This is a genomic window from Caloramator mitchellensis (assembly GCF_001440545.1).
GTDB lineage: Bacteria > Bacillota > Clostridia > Clostridiales > Caloramatoraceae > Caloramator > Caloramator mitchellensis.
This window is the reverse complement of record NZ_LKHP01000002.1, coordinates 301,588-322,573: the sequence shown is the minus strand read 5'-3', so window position 1 is coordinate 322,573 and position 20,986 is coordinate 301,588. Positions and strand designations below refer to the sequence as shown.

Here is a 20,986-nt window from a genome sequence, read left to right as displayed (position 1 = left end):
ACCAAACGTTGATATTACAAAAGAGGAGGAACTAAATAAATTGCTTCCATGGTCAAAGGAACTACCTGACAAATGCAGAGCCAAGTTAAAGTAAAAGGTCGCATTAAAATGCGGCTTTTTTTTGTAAAGGTGGTCCCGATTTGACGCTTACTTTGCAATAAACAAATGAATAAATTGAAGATACTGCATTTTGATGAAGGCTTCTGGCTTTAATATTATCGATTAAAAATCAGATGAACCAACTATTGAGGAGATAACTTACAGGAGATAAAAGCATCTTCATATGTAGTAAAGAAAGATAACCTTGCTAATTTAAAAAGAGGAGTATTGAGCATAAATTAGATGAAGAAAGAGCTACTTGAAGAATTAAAACTTTAAAACAAAAATATTCATTGAATGAGAGACTAAAATATCCAGTAGAAGGCTTTATAGCTTACTCTACCGGATTTATTTTATCAAAGAATTGATGGTTAGTGTATACGGAAATTTTTTGACTCTTATATAATATTGTAAAAATAATTTTTCCAGCATGGAATGTCGTTTTTTCATGCTGGAATTTCATTTTTCCATGCAAAAATGCTATTTTTCCAACTTTTTATGTTATTTTTCCGTTTTTAACTTTTAAAATAATCTCTTGTATCATCTTTTCAGGAGGGGATGGTATGAGAGATTTAGTTTTAGAAGCAAGGAAAGATGATGAAAAAAAGATTTTGATTTTAAAAAAGTTTGAGCCTCTTTTGAAAAAGTGCTTTAGTATGTATGTAAAGGATAAGGAATATTTTGAGGATGCCATGCAGGAGGGGAGAGTAGCAATTTTAAAGTGTATTAATAATTTTAAAGTTGATGCTAATGTTCCATTTGAGGCTTATGTTAAAAGGGCAGTTATAAACAGTATGAGGGATTTTGTAAGAAGGATTAAGTTCGATTATATGAGTCTTGAGTTTGAAATGACAGAAGATGGCTCTTTAATGCACGAGGTTATCCCTTCGGATGTTTGCATTGAAGAGGATATGGTTAAAAAGGAAGAGAATAGGGATTTGTATGATGCAATTGAAAACTTAAGCCCAAAACAAAGGGAAGTTATAATTGATTATTACTTTAAAAGAAAAAGTATGGTTGAGATTTCAAACAATAGAAGGTGCCATTATATGTCTGTTGCAAGGCTAAAGGATAGGGCGATTGATAGGATTAGGGAGGAGATGGAGAGAAAAGAATAAAATTCAACTTATTTTTTTCTTAACTATGCTTTTTATAGAAAAATACGATATAATATATATAGCAAACTTTAGGGGGCATGGATGTGAAAAGAGTTGCAGCAATATCCCTTTTTATAATGATTTTTATAAATAGCCTTGCGCTTGCAGGAAGGGAATATATATTAAAATATGCTTATCCTAATAAGACCAAGACTATGTCTATATATGACCTTTTAGGTGGGAATAGTTCGAGTAAAACTGTTTCTAAGAAGGACAAGACAGGGCCTAAGCTTATTAGTTCTAATCCTAAGAGCGGACAGCTTAATGTAAAGGTGAATAGCAGCATTGTGCTGAATTTTAATGAGAATATTAAACTTGGAAAGAATTATAGACTTATTTCTCTGAAGAATGGAAATGGAAAAAGTGTTGGAATTAGTTTTAAGGTTAATAAGAAGCAGTTGATTGTAAAACCAAGTATTTTGCTTGATTATGATACTCCCTATGCACTTTATGTTCAGTATGCTTCTTTGAAGGATTATTCGGGCAACGGAAACAATAGTTTTAGGATAAGTTTTAGGACGGAGAAGCTAAAGATTGCAGGAGGCAATACTGGAGGAAGTGGTAACACAAGTGGAAGTGTGGATAAAGGCAATGATGTTAGCAATTTGCAATATTTTAGCTATTTGTTTGATGGTGGAAAAAATATTTTAAAGGATTATAATTATTTGACAGATAAGGAATATTTGTTTTTTGCTGATTTAAAGGATATTGAAACTATAAAGGATATTAAGTTTGATTCAAATGGAATTCCTATGGCAGATTATAATGGATATAAATATAATCCTTTATTAGTGGCTGAATGGGGGTTGCAGCAGTATAGTTTATATAGAAGAAATTATGATTCTAATAGGTTAAATAATGCCATTAAGGCTGCCGATTATATAGTTAATAAAATTGATTCGAAAGGTAAGTTGGTAAATGGATTTGATTATAAAGAAGGAAGCATAAACTTAAAATCGCCATGGTCATCGTCGCTTGCACAGGGGCTGGGGATATCGCTTCTTATAAGGATTTATGAGGAAACTGAAGATGTTAAGTATTTGAATGCAGCTAAGAAGGCACTTGAGCCTCTTTTAAAGGGAACAAATGAAGGGGGGCTTGCCCAAAGCTATGCTGGGAATGTGTTGTATGATTCCTTTAATGTAAGGACAAAGTTTAGTCTTAGCAGCCACATGTTTGTTTTATTTGGGCTTTATGATATAGGAAAGTATGATAACAGGGCTGTTGATAAGCTTAATGATGGGGTTGTGACTTTGAAAAATTTACTTCCAGCTTATTTTTCAGCAGATGAGTTTTACACAAATGTCCATATTGCACAGCTTAGGGCGTTAAATTCATTGCTCGATGATGGCGAGCTTGAAAAGTATTATGATAGTGAATATTTTGAGATTATAGATATATATTAAAAGCTGCCATTTTGGCAGCTTATCTTGTAATATTGGTTGTTTGTGTGTTTGAAGTTTTCACATATATTGAAGCTTTTCCAAGGTAGTTTCCATTTGAGTCGTAAAACTGGATGGTTGTGTAGTCCTTTGGAACAATGAGACTTGCTATTTCGTCTAATTTATAATAATTGCTGCTATCGTCTAATTTGTATTTATAAGCATTTGGCAACGTTATTTTGCTTATTTTTATTTCTTTTAAGATATTTAATCCTCCAATCTTGACTTCGTAGGTAAGCTGATAACCAGACATTATTGTGAATTTCATGGTATATGGTTTAATAAGCCTTTTTCCATTGGCTGATTTTAGTTCTCTTGATATTGTGAGGTAGTATGTGTTCCCAAATGTATAACCTCCACTTGGAGGGAGTATTTGCAGCGCATTTGGGTCGCTTGTTGTGGAAGTTTGAGGGGTTAGTTTGTTACCGTTTTGGTCAGTAAGCTGTATTGAGTTGTTTAAGGTTGTATAGCCGTATGGTCTGTTAAACTTTATGGTCCAAACTTTGTCCGGTGATATATTATCGTATATTTTGTCAAATTGCGATGCTGCGTTAGCATCAATAAAAAGCACTAATATTATTGTTATAGATAAAAAAATTTTTTTCATTATATCACCTCGGTTGTTTACTTAATCTTATTTTACATAATATATTATTATTTTGTCTATAGGCTGTAAAAAAAATATGAATTTGGTCGATATAATATATGAAGGGGGTAGAAACATGCGAAGATTTATTGCTTTTTTCGTGACGATTATAATGATTTTAGGGATGCTACCTAAAATAAATTTTGCGGCAACTACAAGTGAACTGCCGAAAAATGTAGTTATAGCTGGAGATAAGATTTATTCTTTAAATTATATGCAGAATAATTCCACATTAGTAAACGACCAAATTTCTAAGTATCCTGATAAAGTTTATTATATTGAACAAGATGGAGCTATTAAGGACAAAAATGGGAATTATGTAACTGAGGACAAAATTGTTTCAACAAACGGAAGAATGTTGACATTATATTCTACTGATAGCGAAAATGGGACAAAATATGTTGCAGATGCAAATAACCTTTATAGGAAAATATCAGCTTCAGGAAGTAATACTTCGGCTAAATATGGATATGCTCTTGTTGATATAACAAAAAGCGGAACTACAGGAAGCAGCGTTGTTTATGTAAAGATTAACAGTATTTATGGAGTTTCAAATGCATCTTATTATGATATTGGAACTGGAACTATTACAACTGATAGGAAAGGTATTTATGAGACAACTTCATTGATAACATCAAATAGCGACTTTAATTTTAGCATTTATTCGTCTTCGGGAAATGAAGTAGCCGAAGGAAGTGTTAATAACATCACTTCGAGTGTAACGAATTTTCCAGTTTTATTAACAATAGTAGGTGATGGAAGCACCTCTGGCAGCAGGGTTACTGGCAACATAAGTAATAATGGACTGGCAGCATCTGACGGTGAATTTATTTATTATAGCAACTTAGCAGATGGCGGAAAGATATATAAAAAGAGCATTAATGGATTGGATGAATATCCAATTACTGAAGATAATGCAAGATATATAAATGTAGTTGGCGATTATATTTATTATAGTAATCTTTCGGATGGTGGAAAGATTTATAAAATAAAAACAGATGGAACTGAAAGAACCAGGCTAAATAATGTATTATCATCTTATATAAATGTAGTTGGAGATTATATTTATTATATAAATGGATCAAAGAGTAGCTATATATATTTAATGAGTAGATATAATAGCAGTGTAAATTACCCAGTTGTTAGCAATAGGGCAGCTTATCTTGTTGTATTTGATAATATGATTTATTATAGCAATTTATCTGATAAAGGAAGGCTATATTCATATAATTTAAACGGTGGAGCCAAAAATGTATTTACAGTAGGAAGCTCATATAGCCCTGGAGTAAGATATATCTCTGTTACAAATGACGGAATTGTTTATGCTGCAGGGTTTGATGGGAAACTATACAGAAGTGTTTCGAACAATAGATTAACAGAAGTGAATGTAATGGCTAATGATACTAAAAAAGAAAAATTTACTGTAATTAATGCTCAAACGACAAACGATGTTTATTATAGAAGTAATATGTTGGGCGGAAAGCTGTATAAGGCGGATTCTACTGGAAGCGGCAGTTTGGTTTATTCTGAGGTTATAACTAATATTAATATAGCTGAAGATTATATTTATTTTACAAAGGGAAACAAACTATTCAGTTATAAAATTGGTTCAACAGATAAAGCTGTTGCAGCAGCAAAATTTAAGCCAGATGAAAAAGTTGCAAGTGTAGTAATGGAAACGATAATAGATTCAAATGAGCCTTTGCCTGATAAGGTTTCGGCGATTATGGGGGATGGTTCTGTAAGAGAATTGCTTGTTAACTGGGATTTAAGGAATACAAAGGTTAAGAACGGTATTACTACGTATAAGGGTAAAGTAGTTGGTTATGGGACTTCGGTTTCAATAGGAAAAGCTAGATATTCAACGATGGTGGCTGTTGATAAGGTAAAGGTTTATAATTTTGAAGGTGCAAAAGCTGACTATGTCGTGGTTGAAGGTCTGGCTAAGGGAGATATAATAACTTTATATGATACTAATGATAAGGCCTTAGGAAAGGCTACTGCAGATAAGTCGGGAATTGCTAAGATTACAAAGCTTGAATTGGATTCCGATGGAGGCACTCTTAAGATAGTTAAAACTCAATCCGGCTGTGCGCCAAGCGATGCTTTAGTTTATACGTATTCATCTGAAGCACCAACAATTGTTAAGGCAGAATATGATAGTAGTTCAAATAAATATAGGGTTACATTTACTGGAAAGAGCCCGAATATTGGCTATGGGTTTGTAAGCAATGCGAATGATAATATTTCAAATTATACTACAACTTCAGGATCTTCAGGTGTGAACGGTTCCTACTATTTTGATATACCAAAGAGTGCAGTTGAGAATTTAGTGGATGGAGAAAATAAATTTTTAAAGATTGCATATTATAGTGACAATACTTTAAAGAGTCCATCTAATCCATATACCTTCCTTGCACAACAAAAACCTATTGTGGCCTATAACTTTAATACAAGTTCCTTCAGTGGATTGAATAGTTTAATTGAGTGCTCGTTTGACGGGAACAATTGGATATCCAGTCAGGAGTTAATCTCTGATAAGACATTGCTATATGGAAAGAGTTATGTTTTAGTGAGATTTATTCCAAGTTTAAATAAGATGCCAGGACAAATTGCTTATGTTCCACTCGTTGAAATGCCTCAAATTACTGTTACTGCAGGAAGTTATAAGGTATTTGACAGCAAGGATAATAACTTATTTAATTTTGATGAACTTACAAATACATTAACAGCCAAGTATATTGCAAATGCAGGATTTGTAGGAACAGATAATGTAAAAATTAATGTAACTACAAGCGGAAGTTCTGGAGTAAGTTATAGCTTAGATATTAATGGAAGCACCAATGTTAGCAACTCAACAACGGATGCATCTGTAAAATTAACTGATATTACAACAGCATCAGGGCTCTCAACTTTAAATATGGTGTTGAAGCTAAAGAATGGAAGCGAAGATATAGCAACACAGAATATTAGAGTTAAGGTGTTTAACAGTTCTGTTGAACCACCTGCACCGGAATTATATGGTGTTGTTGGAAAAGCCGAAACAAATGGAAATTTAACAGCGTATAGTGCAAAGGTAAGAGTAAAATATGACCCTGTGCTATCAGCAGTTGTAAAAGGAACTATAACAAATACTTCAGTAGGAAATTCAGCGGCTATTACCTATAATTTCTATTTGAATAACGGTTATTGGGAAGGCGAAGAAGTATCAGGAGTTCCAGGAACCTATAAAGTGAATATAAATTATGAAGATAACCTATTGAAACCAGCGACGATTTCTACAACTGGCCAATCAATTACATTTAATATTGATACAAATAAAACACCACAAATAAGGTTAACTGCTGGAAGTGATCCTACAACTTATATCGGTGCTTTATATAAATCTAAGGGAATTACTGATGGAGATTATAAGATATATTCTTCTGACCCTGATGCATCTACAAAAAATATTTTATCAACGACAACTGGAAGTGTGACTTTAGAAGGTTTTGAAGCTACTACAAGTGGAGCTTTTGAATGGATAAAGGAAGGCGATTCGAGAGATTTAAGCAAAGATTATTCATTCTACGTAAAATATCAGTATGTAGGCGAACTCGTATGGCATGATGCAGCTCAGGGCACGGTTATAAATACTCTTGCACCTGGACAAACATCTACAGATTATTATTTGAAGGTAGTTGTAATAAATAATAAAAATGGTTATTCAAGTGAATATATATATAAGTTTACTTTAAAATAGGTGACATTCACTTGATTTCTTGACTTCTTGAATTGTTTGACAATTTAAGGGTTAGGATATAGGGACTGCAAAGCAGAAAAGCTGCAATGCAGTCCTTTTTTTCGTTTAAAATTTTTATAAAAATTTTTGAAAAATTTTTTTGTTGCATGTTTAGAATATGAAAAAAGTGGAAATAAATCTAAATAGATGAAAAAGTTTAAGAGAAGTTATTAAAATTCCCAAAAAAATTTTAATAAATTTTTTAGTTTGATGTTTAAAATGCTAAAATATGGAAATAATCATAAATAGATTACAAGAGAAGAGGTGGTAGATAAAGAAAAATAATGAGTTTGAGTGATTTATAATAAAATTGTTTCAACAGGGTATCAAGAGTAAATTGTGAAAAGAGGTGTATTAGTTTGAAGAAAAAAGGTTTTACCTTGCTTGAAATGATTATAGTTCTTGCTATTATGTCAATTATTGTTAGCATTGCAGCTCCTCAGACTATGAAGGCATTGCAAAAGTCAAAGCAAACTGCAGATTTGTTGACAGCAAAGACGATTGCAGTTGCTATACAGGAGGCGATGGCTGAAGGAGCGGAACTAAGCGCAACCACAGGATGGGCAAAGGTCGAAAATAACATTTTTACGGATACTACTAATTACACTCTTTCTAATTATATAGAGAATCTTAGTAGTTTAAAGCCAAAACAAAATGCTAATTATGATTTTTATTATAATTACAACATTAATGATAACACATTGAAGATTGGAGTAGGAGAAAATAATGAAAATCCGACTGTAATATATCCAGAACCAGAATCGAGTGAGTCTGGAAGTTAAATAAATTTGTTTGCCATATAACTTAATATAAATTTAAAATAGCCCCCCTCATCCCTAATATATATTTTAAAAATTCATCCCAAAGTTAATCTCTGGGGTGAATTTTTATTTTATCTTTTGTCAACTACTTAACAAATATTGTTGCAGTGTGTATTATCTGGTAAAATTTATTTAGTATCACATGGGGGGGAGTTATGTGGACAAAAAAATTGTAAAGGCAGTAAATGCTGAATCATTTATTTTTATTGCCATTATTTCAGGTTCTTTTTTATTTTTATCCAAAACTATGGGGATTGCAAATATGTTTAGCACTATGATGAAAACAGCTCATGACCTCTTGATTAACACAGTGTTTTTTATTATGGCAATAGCTGTTCTTGCGGGAGCATTTGGTGCACTTTTGACTGAATTTGGAGTGGTTGCGCTTATTAATAAAATATTATCGCCATTGATGAAGCCGCTCTATGACATGCCGGGTGCCGCGAGTATTGGAGTTATAACAACTTATCTTTCGGATAATCCAGCAATAATTACTCTTTCAAAGGATAAAGGTTTTGCAAGATATTTTAAGAGATATCAAATTCCTGCACTCACTAATCTTGGAACTGCATTTGGAATGGGGCTTATTGTGACAACATTTATGATTTCACAGGCTCCTGAAGGACAAAGTTTCATACTTCCAGCGATAATTGGGAATATTGGTGCAGTTGTAGGAAGCATAGTAAGCGTTAGAATAATGATGCATTTTACTAAAAAGGAATATGGAACGGAGAAAATGGCATATGAAGGTGAAGAGTCAATTGATTTGACTAAATTTAGAGAAATAAGAAGCGGCAGCATTTTTCAAAGGGCGCTTGAGGCGATATTGGATGGAGGTAAAACTGGAGTTGAAATGGGGCTTTCGATAATTCCTGGAGTAATTGTAATATGCACTCTTGTTATGATGCTCACTAATTCACCAAAGGGTGGGGTATATACAGGCGCTGCTTACGAGGGGGTTCCGGTGCTTCCGTGGATTGGGGAAAAGCTAAGCTTTATATTAAAGCCGCTTTTGGGATTCAAAAACCCAGAGGCTATAGCATTTCCTATAACTGCTCTCGGAGCAGTAGGTGCTGCAATTGGACTTGTTCCTAAATTTTTGCAGCAGGGATTGATTGGAGCTAACGAAATTGCTGTGTTTACAGCCATGGGAATGTGCTGGAGTGGTTATCTTTCAACTCACGTTGCAATGATGGATGCTCTTGAATCAAGGCAGCTTACCAACAAAGCTATCTTCGCCCACACAATCGGCGGCTTAGCAGCAGGTGTCGTGGCACACCTATTGGTGACATTCACTTGATTTCTTGACTTCTTGAATTGTTTGACAATTTAAAAATGAAAAAAGGGAATGGCATTTTTAAGGGAAGGGGATGCTAATTTAAAATGCCATTCCTTTATATAAGAGAGGTTGAACTATTTTAGAAAAATTCATCATTAAGATGAAGTAGAAAACTTGCATTTTGGTTAGAATACGCTGTTAAACATATTACAAATATAAAAATGATTCTCAATTCAGCGATTTATTAATTAACCTGCATACTGCAGATTCGCTAATTTTTAAAAAATCTCCTATTTCCTTTAATGTGTATTTATAATTTAAAGCCTTTTTAATAAACTCTACTTTATACTTTGTAAGTCTTGGGCTTTTTGAACCTGCCATAATGAATTTTTTAACATCTTCTGATGAAAACAGTTCGTTAAAAATCTCTTCCAAAGATTTTCTGAAAATTTTCTTTTCAATTAATATCTCAGGTAATACAGCTGCTTCGTCCTGGTCTGGGAAAAATGTCGATTTAATAGTCTCATAATCCTTTTCAAAATCATTTTCGCTATCAAAGCCAACTATATTATTATAAAATCTGATAGACTCTTTTAAATCGGGGGAAGCATATTGCAAAATTTCTCTTGTATTGATAAAATTGTTATTAATAGCATATTTATAAAAAACATGGCTCGACCATTTATATTTATTCACATCGTCGCATAACCCGGCTTTTACGGGATTTCTATGAATATAGCGTAGCAAAGTAAAAAGATAAACCTCGTCTTCGACAACTTTTGCGTTAAACCTTCCGGCAAACACGTGACCGACTCTATCTTCGTTTTCATTTAGATACTTGCAAAATGAATTATTGATGTTAAACATAACTTGACTTATCGAACTCTCTCCAGCTTTAATCATTAAGTGGTAATGATTGTCCATTATAGCGTAGGCTAAAAGCTCATAATCAAATACCTGTCTGTAATCCTTTATCTGCTTTAAAAATACGGCTTTGTGCTTTGGATTTTTAAAAATTTCTTCTTTATTGTTTCCTCTTTGATATACGTGATAAATTGCATTTTTATAAATTATTCGAGGCAATCTTGACACATTAACACCTCCATTAAGTAATTATAACCATTATTGGATAAAATAAACATGTTGAGACAAATTTTTTATAAATTTTTTGATAATGAAAAATAATAATATGTGTAACTTTTTTATTCATATATGACAGCTTGTTTGAATTGACAAACAAATCAAGAAGTCAAGAAATCAAGTGAATGTCACCAAAAAGGAGGGATACGATGGCAAAGTATGATGTTGACGAGGTAAAGCTAAGACAGCTTGAGGAGTATATCGACTCGATAACTGAGAAGGAAGGGGCGTTGATAGGGGTTCTTTATAAGGCTCAGGAGATTTTTGGTTTTTTGCCAAAGGATGTGCAGCTTTTTATTGCGCGAAAGCTCAATGTGACGGCGGCGAAGGTTTTTGGAGTTACGACATTTTATTCGTATTTTACGATGCAGCCGAGGGGAAAGCATGTTATAAATGTTTGTCTTGGGACTGCTTGTTTTGTTAAGGGTGCTGATAAGATTTTGGAAGAGATTAAGAAGGAGCTTGATATTAAAGAAGGGAACATGTCGAGCGATGGGATGTTTACAGTTGATACGCTAAGGTGCGTTGGAGCATGTGGATTGGCGCCTGTGGTTATTGTTGATGGAAAGGTATTTGGAAGGGTTAAGGTGGAGGATGTCAAGGGAATTTTGGATGAGTATAAAGAGGCGACGGAATAAAATTTTTTTGAGGCTTATAATAAATTATTATAACAGGAGGTTAATCATATGATTAAGTCCTTAGAAGAACTCAAACAGATTCGCGATAAGTATAAGGATGTTTTGCAAAACAGAGAGGCAGAGGAGAACAAGATAAGGATTCTTGTAGGAATGGCGACGTGTGGGATAGCAGCCGGTGCAAGGGATACGATAAATGCGATTGTTGAAGAAGTTAGGAATCAAAATTTAGATAATGCAATAGTCGTTCAAACGGGATGTATGGGATTTTGCTATGCTGAGCCAACGGTTGAGGTTAGATTCCCAGGTCAGAGCCCAATTCTTTATGGCAAGATTGATGCTGAAAAGGGAAGGGAAATCGTGAGAAGGCATGTAAAAGGCGGAGAAGTTATTAGAGAATGGGTTTTAAGAGGATAGGAGGCGATAAAATGGCAGTTAGAATGGAGCTTTTGGTGTGCGGAGGAACGGGTTGTCAGGCATCTAATAGCAACAGAGTATTGGAAGTTTTAAGGGAAGGAATAAAAGGGGCAAATCTTCAGGATGAAGTTAATGTCCTTATGACAGGTTGTTTTGGTTTTTGTGAAAAGGGGCCAATTGTTAAGGTCATGCCTGATAATATTTTCTATGTTGAGGTTGACGAGGATGCAGCAAGAAAAATTGTTGCAGAGCACGTTGTTAAGGGAAGAATTGTTGATGAAAAGATATATAGAGAGCCTGAAACTGAGGAAAAATTGCCAGAACAGAGCAGCATCCCATTCTATAGAAAGCAAATTAGAATAGCGTTAAGGAACTGTGGGAAGATAGACCCTGAAAATATAAATGAGTATATAGCTGCGGACGGATATATGGCGCTTGCAAAGGCTTTAACAGAAATGACACCTGAAGAAGTTATTGATGTTGTTAAAAGGAGCGGCTTAAGAGGAAGAGGCGGCGGAGGATTCCCAACCGGTATAAAGTGGGAGGCAACCCGAAAATCAAATAGCGATATTAAGTATGTCATTTGCAACGCCGATGAAGGTGACCCGGGGGCTTTTATGGACAGAAGCATATTAGAGGGTGACCCGCATTCGGTCTTAGAGGGAATGGCGATAGCAGGATATGCCATTGGAGCGCAGTTTGGATACATATATGTCAGAGCGGAATATCCCCTTGCTATACACAGATTAAGGGTTGCAATAAAGCAGGCAAGGGAGCTTGGACTTTTAGGGAACAATATTTTTGGAACTAATTTTTCATTTGATGTGGAAATAAAAATAGGCGCCGGCGCGTTTATATGTGGAGAGGAAACGGCTCTTATAAATTCAATTGAAGGCGGTAGAGGTGAGCCAACGGTTAAGCCGCCGTATCCTGCACAGGTTGGACTTTGGAAAAAGCCTACAAATATAAATAACGTAGAAACATTTGCAAATGTATGCCCAATTATTTTAAACGGAGCCGACTGGTTTGCGGCAATTGGAACTCAAAAGAGCAAGGGAACAAAGGTATTTGCTCTTGCTGGAAAGGTTAATAACGTAGGATTAGTTGAAGTGCCTATGGGGACTACATTAAGGGAAATAATATTTGACCTCGGAGGTGGAATAAAGGGTGGCAAGAAATTCAAGGCTGTTCAAACAGGAGGCCCTTCTGGAGGATGCATACCTTCTGAACACCTTGACACGCCGATAGATTATGATAATTTAACTGCGCTTGGTTCGATGATGGGCTCAGGTGGAATGATTGTCATGGACGAGGACGACTGCATGGTGAATATAGCGAAGTTCTATCTTGAATTCAGCTGCGATGAATCATGTGGAAGGTGCACAGCATGCAGAGTGGGGAACAAGAGGCTTTTGGAGATTTTAACCAAAATAACCGAAGGGAACGGCGAGATGGAGGACTTAGAAAGGCTAAGGGAACTTGCAGAAACTATTAAAGATTCTGCGCTATGTGGACTTGGTCAGACATCGCCAAATCCTGTTTTGTCAACTATGAAATTCTTCTATGATGAGTATTTGGCGCATGTTAAGGATAAATCTTGTCCGTCGGGTGTGTGCACAAATCTTTTGAAATACTATATTATCCCCGAAAAATGCGTTGGCTGCACTGCGTGTGCAAGAGTCTGCCCGGTTAATGTAATACATGGCGAAGCTAAAAAAGTGCATGTAATTGACAGAGAAGGATGCATTAAGTGTGGCGAGTGCTATAGAACTTGCAGGTTTAACGCTATTACGAGGAAATAGTCGGCATATTATGTAAATTGACAAACAATTCAAGAAGTCAAGAAATCAAGTGAATGTCACTAATGGGAGGGATACGATGGTTAGTGTAACGATAAATGATGTTAAGGTGCAGGTGCCTGAGGGGACGACGATACTGGAGGCGGCAAAGCAGGTTAATATAAATATTCCAACGCTATGTCATCTGGATTTGCATGATATTAAGATGGTTAATAGGACGGCGTCCTGCAGGGTATGTCTTGTGGAGATTGAAGGAAGAAGGAATCTTGCTCCATCTTGCGCTACCGAATGCTTTGAGGGAATGGTAATAAGGACGAATACCCAAAGGGCGATAAGGGCAAGAAGGACAATGGTGGAGCTTCTTTTGTCCGACCATCCTACCGATTGTCTTGTGTGCGAGAAAAATGGGAATTGTGATTTGCAAAAGTTAGCAGCTGATTTAGGTGTTAGAAAGATTAGGTATGAGGGCGAAAAGTCTACTTATACAAAGGATGGTTCGAGCGGTGCGCTCTATAGAAACCCTGATAAGTGCATAATGTGCCGAAGGTGCGAGACAATGTGCAATGAGGTGCAGACTTGTGGAATTTATTCGGCAGTTGAGAGGGGATTTGAGACAGTTGTATCTCCAGCGTTTCATCTTCCTATGATTGACACCCAGTGCACATTCTGTGGGCAGTGTGTATCGGTTTGTCCAACTGCTGCTCTTACTGAGGTTAGCTATGTTTCAAAGGTTTGGGAGGCGCTTTTGGACCCGGATAAGTATGTAATTGCACAAACTGCGCCGGCGATAAGAGTTGCACTTGGGGAAGAATTTGGAATGCCATATGGAAGTATAGTTACAGGGAAGATGGTTGCGGCATTGAGGCGACTTGGCTTTAAAAAGGTGTTTGATACAGATTTTGCAGCAGATGTTACAATCGTGGAAGAGGCAAAAGAGTTTATAGATAGATTAAACGGCAAAGGCAGGCTGCCTATTTTAACAAGCTGCTGCCCGAGCTGGGTAAAGTTTATTGAACACCAGTTCCCTGAACTTTTGGATATTCCTTCAACTTGTAAGTCGCCGCACATGATGTTTGGCGCAATCGCAAAGACGTATTTCGCAGAGAAATTCAATATCCCGCCTGAAAAGATAGTTGTTGTTTCGGTTATGCCGTGCATTGCTAAAAAGTATGAAATACAAAGAGAAGAGCTCAAAAATGAGGAACTTGAAAATGTAGATTATGTAATTACAACAAGGGAATTTGCAAAGATGATAAGGGAAGCCGGAATAGATTTTACAAAGCTTCCTGATGAGGATTTTGACAATCCTCTTGGTGAATCAACTGGTGCATCTGTAATATTTGGAGTTACTGGTGGGGTTATTGAAGCGGCATTAAGAACTGCATATGAATGGGTGACGGGTGAGACTCTTGAAAAGGTTGAGTTCCATGGAGTAAGAGGGCTTGAGGATGGGCTTAAAGAGGCAACTGTTAAGGTAAAGGATATGGAGCTTAAAATAGGTGTTGCCCATGGGCTCGGGAATGCAAGAAGGCTTTTAGAGGATATAAGGGATGGAAAGAGATTTTATCATGCAATTGAAATAATGGCATGCCCAGGAGGATGCATAGATGGAGGCGGACAGCCTTATCATCATGGAAACCTGGACATAGTAAGGGCAAGGCTAAACGCTATATATACTGAGGATAGAAATAAGCCGATTAGAAAATCCCATGAAAATCCTGCTGTTATAGCTATGTATAAGGAGTATATGGGCGACATCGGAGGACATAGGGCTCATGAGCTCTTGCATACTCATTATACTCCAAGGGAAAAGATTTAATTTTTATGGTCCCATTAAGGATTTCGTAGTAAATCTTTAATGGGATTTAATTGTTTGTTCAGACAAAAACAATTTTTTATAGAAAACGTCTATGAACGATGATATAATGTAATTAATTGGAAAGATTGAACGGAGGATAAGAATGATGAGAAAGATTTATTTGTTGCCGCTTATGTTAATATTTTTTGTTCCATTAGTGGTTTATGAAAAGGCAATAATTTTAAAGGGAGATTTGAAAAACGTATGGTTTGGTGGGGTAAACTTCGATTATTTTTCTTATTATAAAAGCAGAGTTTTTCTCGTTTTGATTTTATTTGGACTTGTTGCTCTATTGTATAGATTAAGGAAAGAAGAATTTGAGGTTAAATGGAATTTGCTTTATATCCCTATGGGATTTTATGCTTCATTTGTTGTTTTATCTACAATTTTTTCAAAGTATAAATCAGTTGCTTTTATCGGCTTTCCTGATAGATATGAGGGCGCTGCAGTTTTAGTTGGATATATGATTCTTGTTTTTTTAATTATTAATTTAGTTAAGAAAGATGATGTGAAAGTTTTAATCAATATGTTTTTAGTTTCTTCAATTTTGATAGGAATAATTGGCTTTTTTCAATTTTTTAGAATGGATTTCGTTAAGGATTATATTTTAAGCAGGTTAGTTCCTTTTCAGATGGAGTATATAGGCAGGGTTATTATTAATTTTACTCCTGAGGATAGAGCGGTTTATTCAACTTTATATCATTCAAATTATGTGGGAAGTTATATGGCCCTTGCATTTATAATTTCATTCATACTTTATGTTTTAGATTCAAATAAAAACAAATTTATATATGCAATTATTTCAATTATTATGTATTTTAATTTAATTGGGTCGCATTCAAGGGCGGGTATTTTAGGAAGCTTAGTAGCGGTGATTTTGTTTATTTTGATTAGGTATAAGGATGTATTGAGAAATATAAAATTTGTTTTGCCAATGGCAGCAATTTATATTGTGATTTTTATTTTCATAAACAATGTTTCAGGTGGATATTTTGGGGATAAAATAGGTAGTTTATTTGTTGATTTGAGCAACACATTTTCAAAACAAGAATTCGACACGGGGCTAAGGGATATTTATACCGAAGGGGACAAGCTTTGCCTTGCATTTGACGATGGTTCGATAAATTTTATTATTTCTGAAGATAAGGTTAAGGTTACGGATGAGTATGGGAAGGATTTAAAATTTGACTATGACCAGCAAACAATGGAGTTAAAACCATTGGATGAAAGATTCACCAGCTTAAAATATTATTTGACGTTCCACGATAAGTTCCCTGGGGTTAGAATAAACAATGGATGGCAGGATTTAACTCTGGTTAAAACTTTTGAGGGTTATCATATTTTATCGAGAAACGAAAATTTGATTGAAATTAGTAGGATTGAAAAAATTGATTTTAAGGGGAAAGAAAGACTTGGGTCTAATAGAGTTTATATATGGTCAAGGTCTATTCCATTAATTAAGAAAACAGCTCTGCTGGGATTTGGACCGGATACATACGCTTTTTATTATCCACAAAATGATTATATTGGAAAGTATATATATTTTGGCACAACTACAATTTTAGTGGATAAGCCACACAATATGTATATACAAGATGCAATAAATATTGGAATTTTGGGATTAATCTCACTGTTGTTTATGTTTATTTATTATTTTTATATGGGACGGAAATTGATTTTTAATCGTCTAATAGATGAACACCATATTTTACATATAAGTATTTATTTTGCCATTTTAGCATATCTTATAGCAGGTGTTTTTAATGATAGCGTTGTATCTGTTGCACCAGTCTTTTGGGCATTATTTGGTGTTGGGGTAAATTTGCTAAGCCAAAAATAAAGGAGGGGTTCTATGGAAGAGAAAAAAATAATCAATATTGTGATTGCACTGATAATGGCAATTGCGATGGTTGCGTCGGCAGCATTCATATCAAATGGGCTTTCAAATATCAAGGGAAAGCAAAATACGATTACGGTAACGGGGTCGGCAAAGCAGCAGATAAAGTCAGACCTTGTTAAGTGGACGGGGAGTTTTTCGGCACAGTCTAAGGATTTAAAGGATGCCTATAAACAGTTGAAAGAGAGCCACGACAAGGTTAAGGAATATCTAACATCAAAGGGATTGAGCGAAAAGGATTTAGTGTTTTCATCTATTTCGACAATGACAAATTATGAAATACTTCCAAACGGAATGCAATCAACAAAAATTGACAGCTACAGGCTGTATCAAACTGTTCAAATAACCTCAAATGATGTGGATGGAATCACAGAAATATCAAGACAGGCAACAGAGCTTATTAATCAGGGTGTTCAGTTTGAGTCTTATCCTCCACAGTATTATTACACTAAGATTGCAGATTTGAAGGTTAATATGTTAGGACTTGCAACAAAAGATGCTAAAGACAGAGCGGAACAAATTGCAAAAAACACCGGACTTAAAATAGGAAATTTAAAATCTGCTAAGATGGGAGTATTCCAAATTACTGCACCATATTCAACTGAAGTTGCAGACTACGGAATATTTGACACATCATCAGTAGATAAGGAAATAACTGCTGTTGTAAATTGTGAATTTGAAATAAAATGATTTAGAAGGTTATGCTCCTTTTGGACATAACCTTTCTATTTTTTTCCAATTAGATTGACATACAGTTTGCTTTTTTAATATAATAGAAGAAATTGATAAAATAAGGGGATGGAATGATGAAAAAGAGACTTACAGCGGTATTATTGGTTTTATTTTTTTCGTTTACTTTAGTTAATTTTAAGGCTTTTGCGGCGCCAATCGACGATGTAAAAACTTTACTGCAATATTATTATGTAGATGAGGTTTCACAGGATGTATTAAACGCAGAGACGGTTGAGGATGCCTTGAAGGCTTTAGGAGACCCATATACACAATATTTTACAAAGGAAGAGTTTAACGATTTTATCAATAGCATAAACAATTCATTCTCAGGAATTGGAATTCAGATTGAAAAGGTTGACGAAGGCGTTAAGGCAATGACGGTGTTTGAGGGTTCTGGAGCAAAGGATGCTGGAATAAAGGCTGGGGATATAATTATAGAAGCAGACGGAACAAGCCTTGCTGGAATGCAGACTGAACAGGCAGTAAAGCTTATTAGAGGGCCGGAAGGGACAACTGTAAATTTGAAGATTAAAAGGGGAAGCGAAATATTAGAATTTACTGTAACAAGAAAAAAGATTGTCCTTCCAACGGTTGATTATAAAATAATAAATAATGTAGCTCATATAGCTATTTCAAGCTTTGGAGAGGATACCGATGAAAAGTTTAAGGAAATAATTAATAAGGTTGGAAATGTTGATGGATATATAATTGATTTGAGAAATAATCCTGGAGGTTACCTTGATACTGCTATAAATTTGGGAGGATATTTTGTAGGGCCAAAGAATATAATTATAGTTAAAGCAAAGGAAGATTCTCAAGCTATACCTTCTGAGATGAATGAGCTTTTAAAGGGTAAGAAGGTTATTTTTCTTGTAAATGAAAATAGCGCATCAGCTTCTGAAGTATTATCAGGAGCTATTAAGGATTACAAAAGAGGCCTTTTAGTTGGAAATAAAACTTTTGGGAAGGGAACAGTTCAAACATTTATTAGCCTTTCTGATGAAAGTGTTTTAAAGTTTACTATTCAAAAGTTCTATTCACCGCTTGACAAGCCTATAAATAAAGTAGGGGTATCTCCTAATGTGCTGGTTAAGGATGCAAAGATGCAACAGGATATAGCCCTAATGCTTCTAAGCAAATCAAAATCAGCTGATAAGAGAGGGTATTTTAGGGTTAAGATTGCTGGACAGTATTATGAAGTTAAAAAGAGCATTTTGAATCATAAAAACTATTATGATGCATTTATGTATTTATTGAACCATAATTATATACAAGAGTATCAGGATGGTGCTAAGGAAAGATACGTAAGAATTGCAAATGTTAAGCGTGTCATAGAAAAACTTGCCACCGACAAGGCATACCTTGTTAGGACAAAGGTAAAGGGCAAATATATTTATAACATAAAATATAGAGAGCTGGCAGCAATCAAGAAAGGGGCATAATGATGATAATAAAGGCAATTATACTTGGAATAATAGAAGGCTTGACGGAGTTTCTGCCGGTGTCTTCGACGGGGCATCTTATAATTGCAAACGAATATATCAATTTTACAGGCGAATTTGCAAATGTTTTTGACGTTGTAATACAGGTTGGCGCAATTTTGGCGGTTATACTGTATTTTTGGGACAAGATTTTTCCTAAGTTTAACAACAAAAGACAGGCGAAGAGGGTTTACTCGCTATGGATTAAGGTGGTTGTAGGATTTATTCCTGCTGCTGCACTTGGATTTTTATTTGAAGATACCATTGATAAGTATTTGTTCAATCCAACTGCGGTTGCAGTGGCTTTAATTGTAGGTGCAGTTTTGCTTATCATTTCAGAGGCAAGAAATAAAAAGGTCAGGGTTCCAGATACTGACGATATGAACATTTTTGAAGCATTCTCAGTAGGCGTTTTCCAGTGCCTTGCATTGTGGCCAGGGATGTCCCGTTCTGCATCGACTATAATAGGCGGGCTTTTTATGGGACTTTCACGCGAGGCTGCGGCTGAATTTTCGTTTTTCTTAGCAATTCCAACGATTATAGGTGCGTCGGTTTTGAAGCTATTTAAGGCAGATTTGGCGTTTAATTTTATAGAGTGGATGACTCTTTTAACAGGAACTTTTGTTTCCTTTATAGTTGCACTGCTGGTTATTAAACTTTTTATGGGATATATAAGAAAGAAGGATTTGAAACCTTTTGCATATTATAGAATAGTTCTTGCTGTAGTTGTGCTTTTAATTGAATTGCTGTAAATATGTATTATGAATGAAATGCCCCATTGGAAAAACCTTTGGGGCATATTGATTATTCATGAATTTTTGTAAGCATTCAAAAACTCTTGTCCTAATTGTCAAACAACTCAAGAAGTCAAGAAATCAAGTGACAGGCACCATTTTTCTCAAAATCTTTAGTAGTTTTGGGCACTTTTTAATGGAGGAAGTGTTGTCTAATATTATGTCAAAGTTTAGAATTCGCGATAATTCGTAGAGGTCCTGCAGGAATACGTCGTGCTCATCGCTCCACGGAGCAGATACTCTGACCATAGCTGATTTGTTTTGCTCTTTCATGTTTTGTAGGCTTGCAAGAAGTGAATTTCTATTTACTTCTATGTTGGAGCTCTTGAGCATTGAGTAGCCCGGGTAATTAAGGCTTTTAAAATTTAAATAAACTATGTTCGGATATTTTTGGTTCAATTTAATTGAGTTTAAATCCGGAAGGTTGATATTATAGATAATTTTGGAATAATTTACTTTAGAATATATATAGCTAATTGCCTCATCAGCATCGCCGCCGGGATTTTCAATATTTATGCCAATCCCCTTAAATCCATTATCTGCATCGTATCTTTTTATAATTTCATTCATCATTTGAGCAAAGTAAAACTTTTGACTGTCCCTTCTGAACAAGCTAAAATTTCTCTTTTCAACATCATACCCTGGCCCCGAGGTTATCTCGATGTAGAAATTCATTTTATATTGTTTGGCCTTTTCAACGAGCACATCTAAACCTCTTAACCTTTCAAAATCAGTTCTATAGTTTTTATCATCTATTCTAACTCCCTTTGAAGAAATGATAATATTTTTTATGCCCATTTTATTTGCAAAATCTATTTCGCTAATGGATTTAGCAACGATAATCGCATTAGTAACTTTGCTATCGATATTAGTATTTTGAACATTAGGCTTTTCTATATCAACATTTTTTACAGTGCAAGACGATAATAAAAATGCTATAATAATGAATAATAGCCTTTTCACACAATCACTCCTAAAAAATTTTTTCAGTATATACAATTATATGAC

Annotated in this window: 16 protein-coding genes; 13 read left to right on the top strand and 3 right to left on the bottom strand. The window is 35.0% G+C overall.

Features of this window, described 5'->3' with window-relative positions:
• Positions 1-662: 662 nt before the first annotated feature.
• Both ABG79_RS03155 and ABG79_RS03150 read left to right on the top strand, forming a co-directional pair.
• A complete protein-coding gene (locus tag ABG79_RS03155; RefSeq protein WP_057977025.1) occupies positions 663-1,217 on the top strand; it encodes a sigma-70 family RNA polymerase sigma factor in 555 nt (184 codons plus the stop codon).
• Between the two features lie 83 nt (positions 1,218-1,300).
• Positions 1,301-2,662: a D-glucuronyl C5-epimerase family protein gene (locus tag ABG79_RS03150; protein WP_057977023.1), complete on the top strand. Its 1,362-nt coding sequence runs from the start codon at positions 1,301-1,303 to the stop codon at positions 2,660-2,662.
• 19 nt (positions 2,663-2,681) lie between these two features.
• On the opposite strand, the gene ABG79_RS03145 is transcribed toward ABG79_RS03150, so the two are convergent.
• Positions 2,682-3,305: an Ig-like domain-containing domain gene (locus tag ABG79_RS03145; protein ID WP_057977021.1), complete on the bottom strand. Its 624-nt coding sequence runs from the start codon at positions 3,303-3,305 to the stop codon at positions 2,682-2,684.
• A gap of 115 nt (positions 3,306-3,420) precedes the next feature.
• Here ABG79_RS03145 and ABG79_RS03140 point away from each other — a divergent pair, with 115 nt between their 5' ends.
• The 3 genes from ABG79_RS03140 (at position 3,421) to ABG79_RS03130 (ending at position 9,246) form a co-directional block, all read left to right on the top strand.
• Complete coding sequence (locus tag ABG79_RS03140; RefSeq protein ID WP_057977019.1) at positions 3,421-7,086, top strand: DUF5050 domain-containing protein; 3,666 nt, start codon at positions 3,421-3,423, stop codon at positions 7,084-7,086.
• A 398-nt stretch (positions 7,087-7,484) separates the two neighbouring features.
• Positions 7,485-7,907 carry a prepilin-type N-terminal cleavage/methylation domain-containing protein gene (locus tag ABG79_RS03135; RefSeq protein WP_057977017.1) on the top strand — a complete coding sequence of 141 codons (423 nt, stop codon included), beginning with the start codon at positions 7,485-7,487 and terminating at the stop codon, positions 7,905-7,907.
• 181 nt (positions 7,908-8,088) lie between these two features.
• A complete protein-coding gene (locus ABG79_RS03130) occupies positions 8,089-9,246 on the top strand; it encodes a CD0519/CD1768 family membrane protein (RefSeq protein ID WP_057977016.1) in 1,158 nt (385 codons plus the stop codon).
• Between the two features lie 207 nt (positions 9,247-9,453).
• On the opposite strand, the gene ABG79_RS03125 is transcribed toward ABG79_RS03130, so the two are convergent.
• Positions 9,454-10,317, bottom strand: a complete 864-nt coding sequence (locus tag ABG79_RS03125) for a transposase (RefSeq protein ID WP_057977014.1) — start codon at positions 10,315-10,317, stop codon at positions 9,454-9,456.
• A gap of 197 nt (positions 10,318-10,514) precedes the next feature.
• On the opposite strand from ABG79_RS03125, the gene ABG79_RS03120 reads away from it, so the two are divergent.
• From ABG79_RS03120 to ABG79_RS03085, 8 genes are all read left to right on the top strand, one after another.
• The gene (locus tag ABG79_RS03120) at positions 10,515-11,003 is read left to right on the top strand and encodes an NADH-quinone oxidoreductase subunit NuoE family protein (protein ID WP_057977012.1); all 489 of its coding nucleotides are present in this window, start codon (positions 10,515-10,517) and stop codon (positions 11,001-11,003) included.
• A 48-nt stretch (positions 11,004-11,051) separates the two neighbouring features.
• A complete protein-coding gene (locus ABG79_RS03115; RefSeq protein WP_057977008.1) occupies positions 11,052-11,417 on the top strand; it encodes a (2Fe-2S) ferredoxin domain-containing protein in 366 nt (121 codons plus the stop codon).
• 11 nt (positions 11,418-11,428) lie between these two features.
• The gene (locus ABG79_RS03110) at positions 11,429-13,219 is read left to right on the top strand and encodes an NADH-quinone oxidoreductase subunit NuoF (RefSeq protein ID WP_152978187.1); all 1,791 of its coding nucleotides are present in this window, start codon (positions 11,429-11,431) and stop codon (positions 13,217-13,219) included.
• Positions 13,220-13,295: 76 nt separating this feature from the next.
• On the top strand, positions 13,296-15,035 hold the full coding sequence (locus ABG79_RS03105) for an NADH-dependent [FeFe] hydrogenase, group A6 (RefSeq protein WP_057977004.1): 1,740 nt from the start codon (positions 13,296-13,298) through the stop codon (positions 15,033-15,035).
• A 142-nt stretch (positions 15,036-15,177) separates the two neighbouring features.
• On the top strand, positions 15,178-16,914 hold the full coding sequence (locus ABG79_RS03100) for an O-antigen ligase family protein (RefSeq protein ID WP_057977002.1): 1,737 nt from the start codon (positions 15,178-15,180) through the stop codon (positions 16,912-16,914).
• Positions 16,915-16,926: 12 nt separating this feature from the next.
• Positions 16,927-17,661 carry an SIMPL domain-containing protein gene (locus ABG79_RS03095; RefSeq protein ID WP_057977000.1) on the top strand — a complete coding sequence of 245 codons (735 nt, stop codon included), beginning with the start codon at positions 16,927-16,929 and terminating at the stop codon, positions 17,659-17,661.
• A gap of 116 nt (positions 17,662-17,777) precedes the next feature.
• A complete protein-coding gene (locus tag ABG79_RS03090) occupies positions 17,778-19,145 on the top strand; it encodes a S41 family peptidase (RefSeq protein ID WP_160318211.1) in 1,368 nt (455 codons plus the stop codon).
• Positions 19,142-19,936 carry an undecaprenyl-diphosphate phosphatase gene (locus ABG79_RS03085; protein WP_341408291.1) on the top strand — a complete coding sequence of 265 codons (795 nt, stop codon included), beginning with the start codon at positions 19,142-19,144 and terminating at the stop codon, positions 19,934-19,936. Before ABG79_RS03090 ends, ABG79_RS03085 begins: the two co-directional genes overlap by 4 nt.
• A 123-nt stretch (positions 19,937-20,059) precedes the next feature.
• Here ABG79_RS03085 and ABG79_RS03080 read toward each other — a convergent pair whose 3' ends face one another.
• A complete protein-coding gene (locus tag ABG79_RS03080) occupies positions 20,060-20,941 on the bottom strand; it encodes a hypothetical protein (protein WP_057976994.1) in 882 nt (293 codons plus the stop codon).
• Positions 20,942-20,986 lie beyond the last annotated feature (45 nt).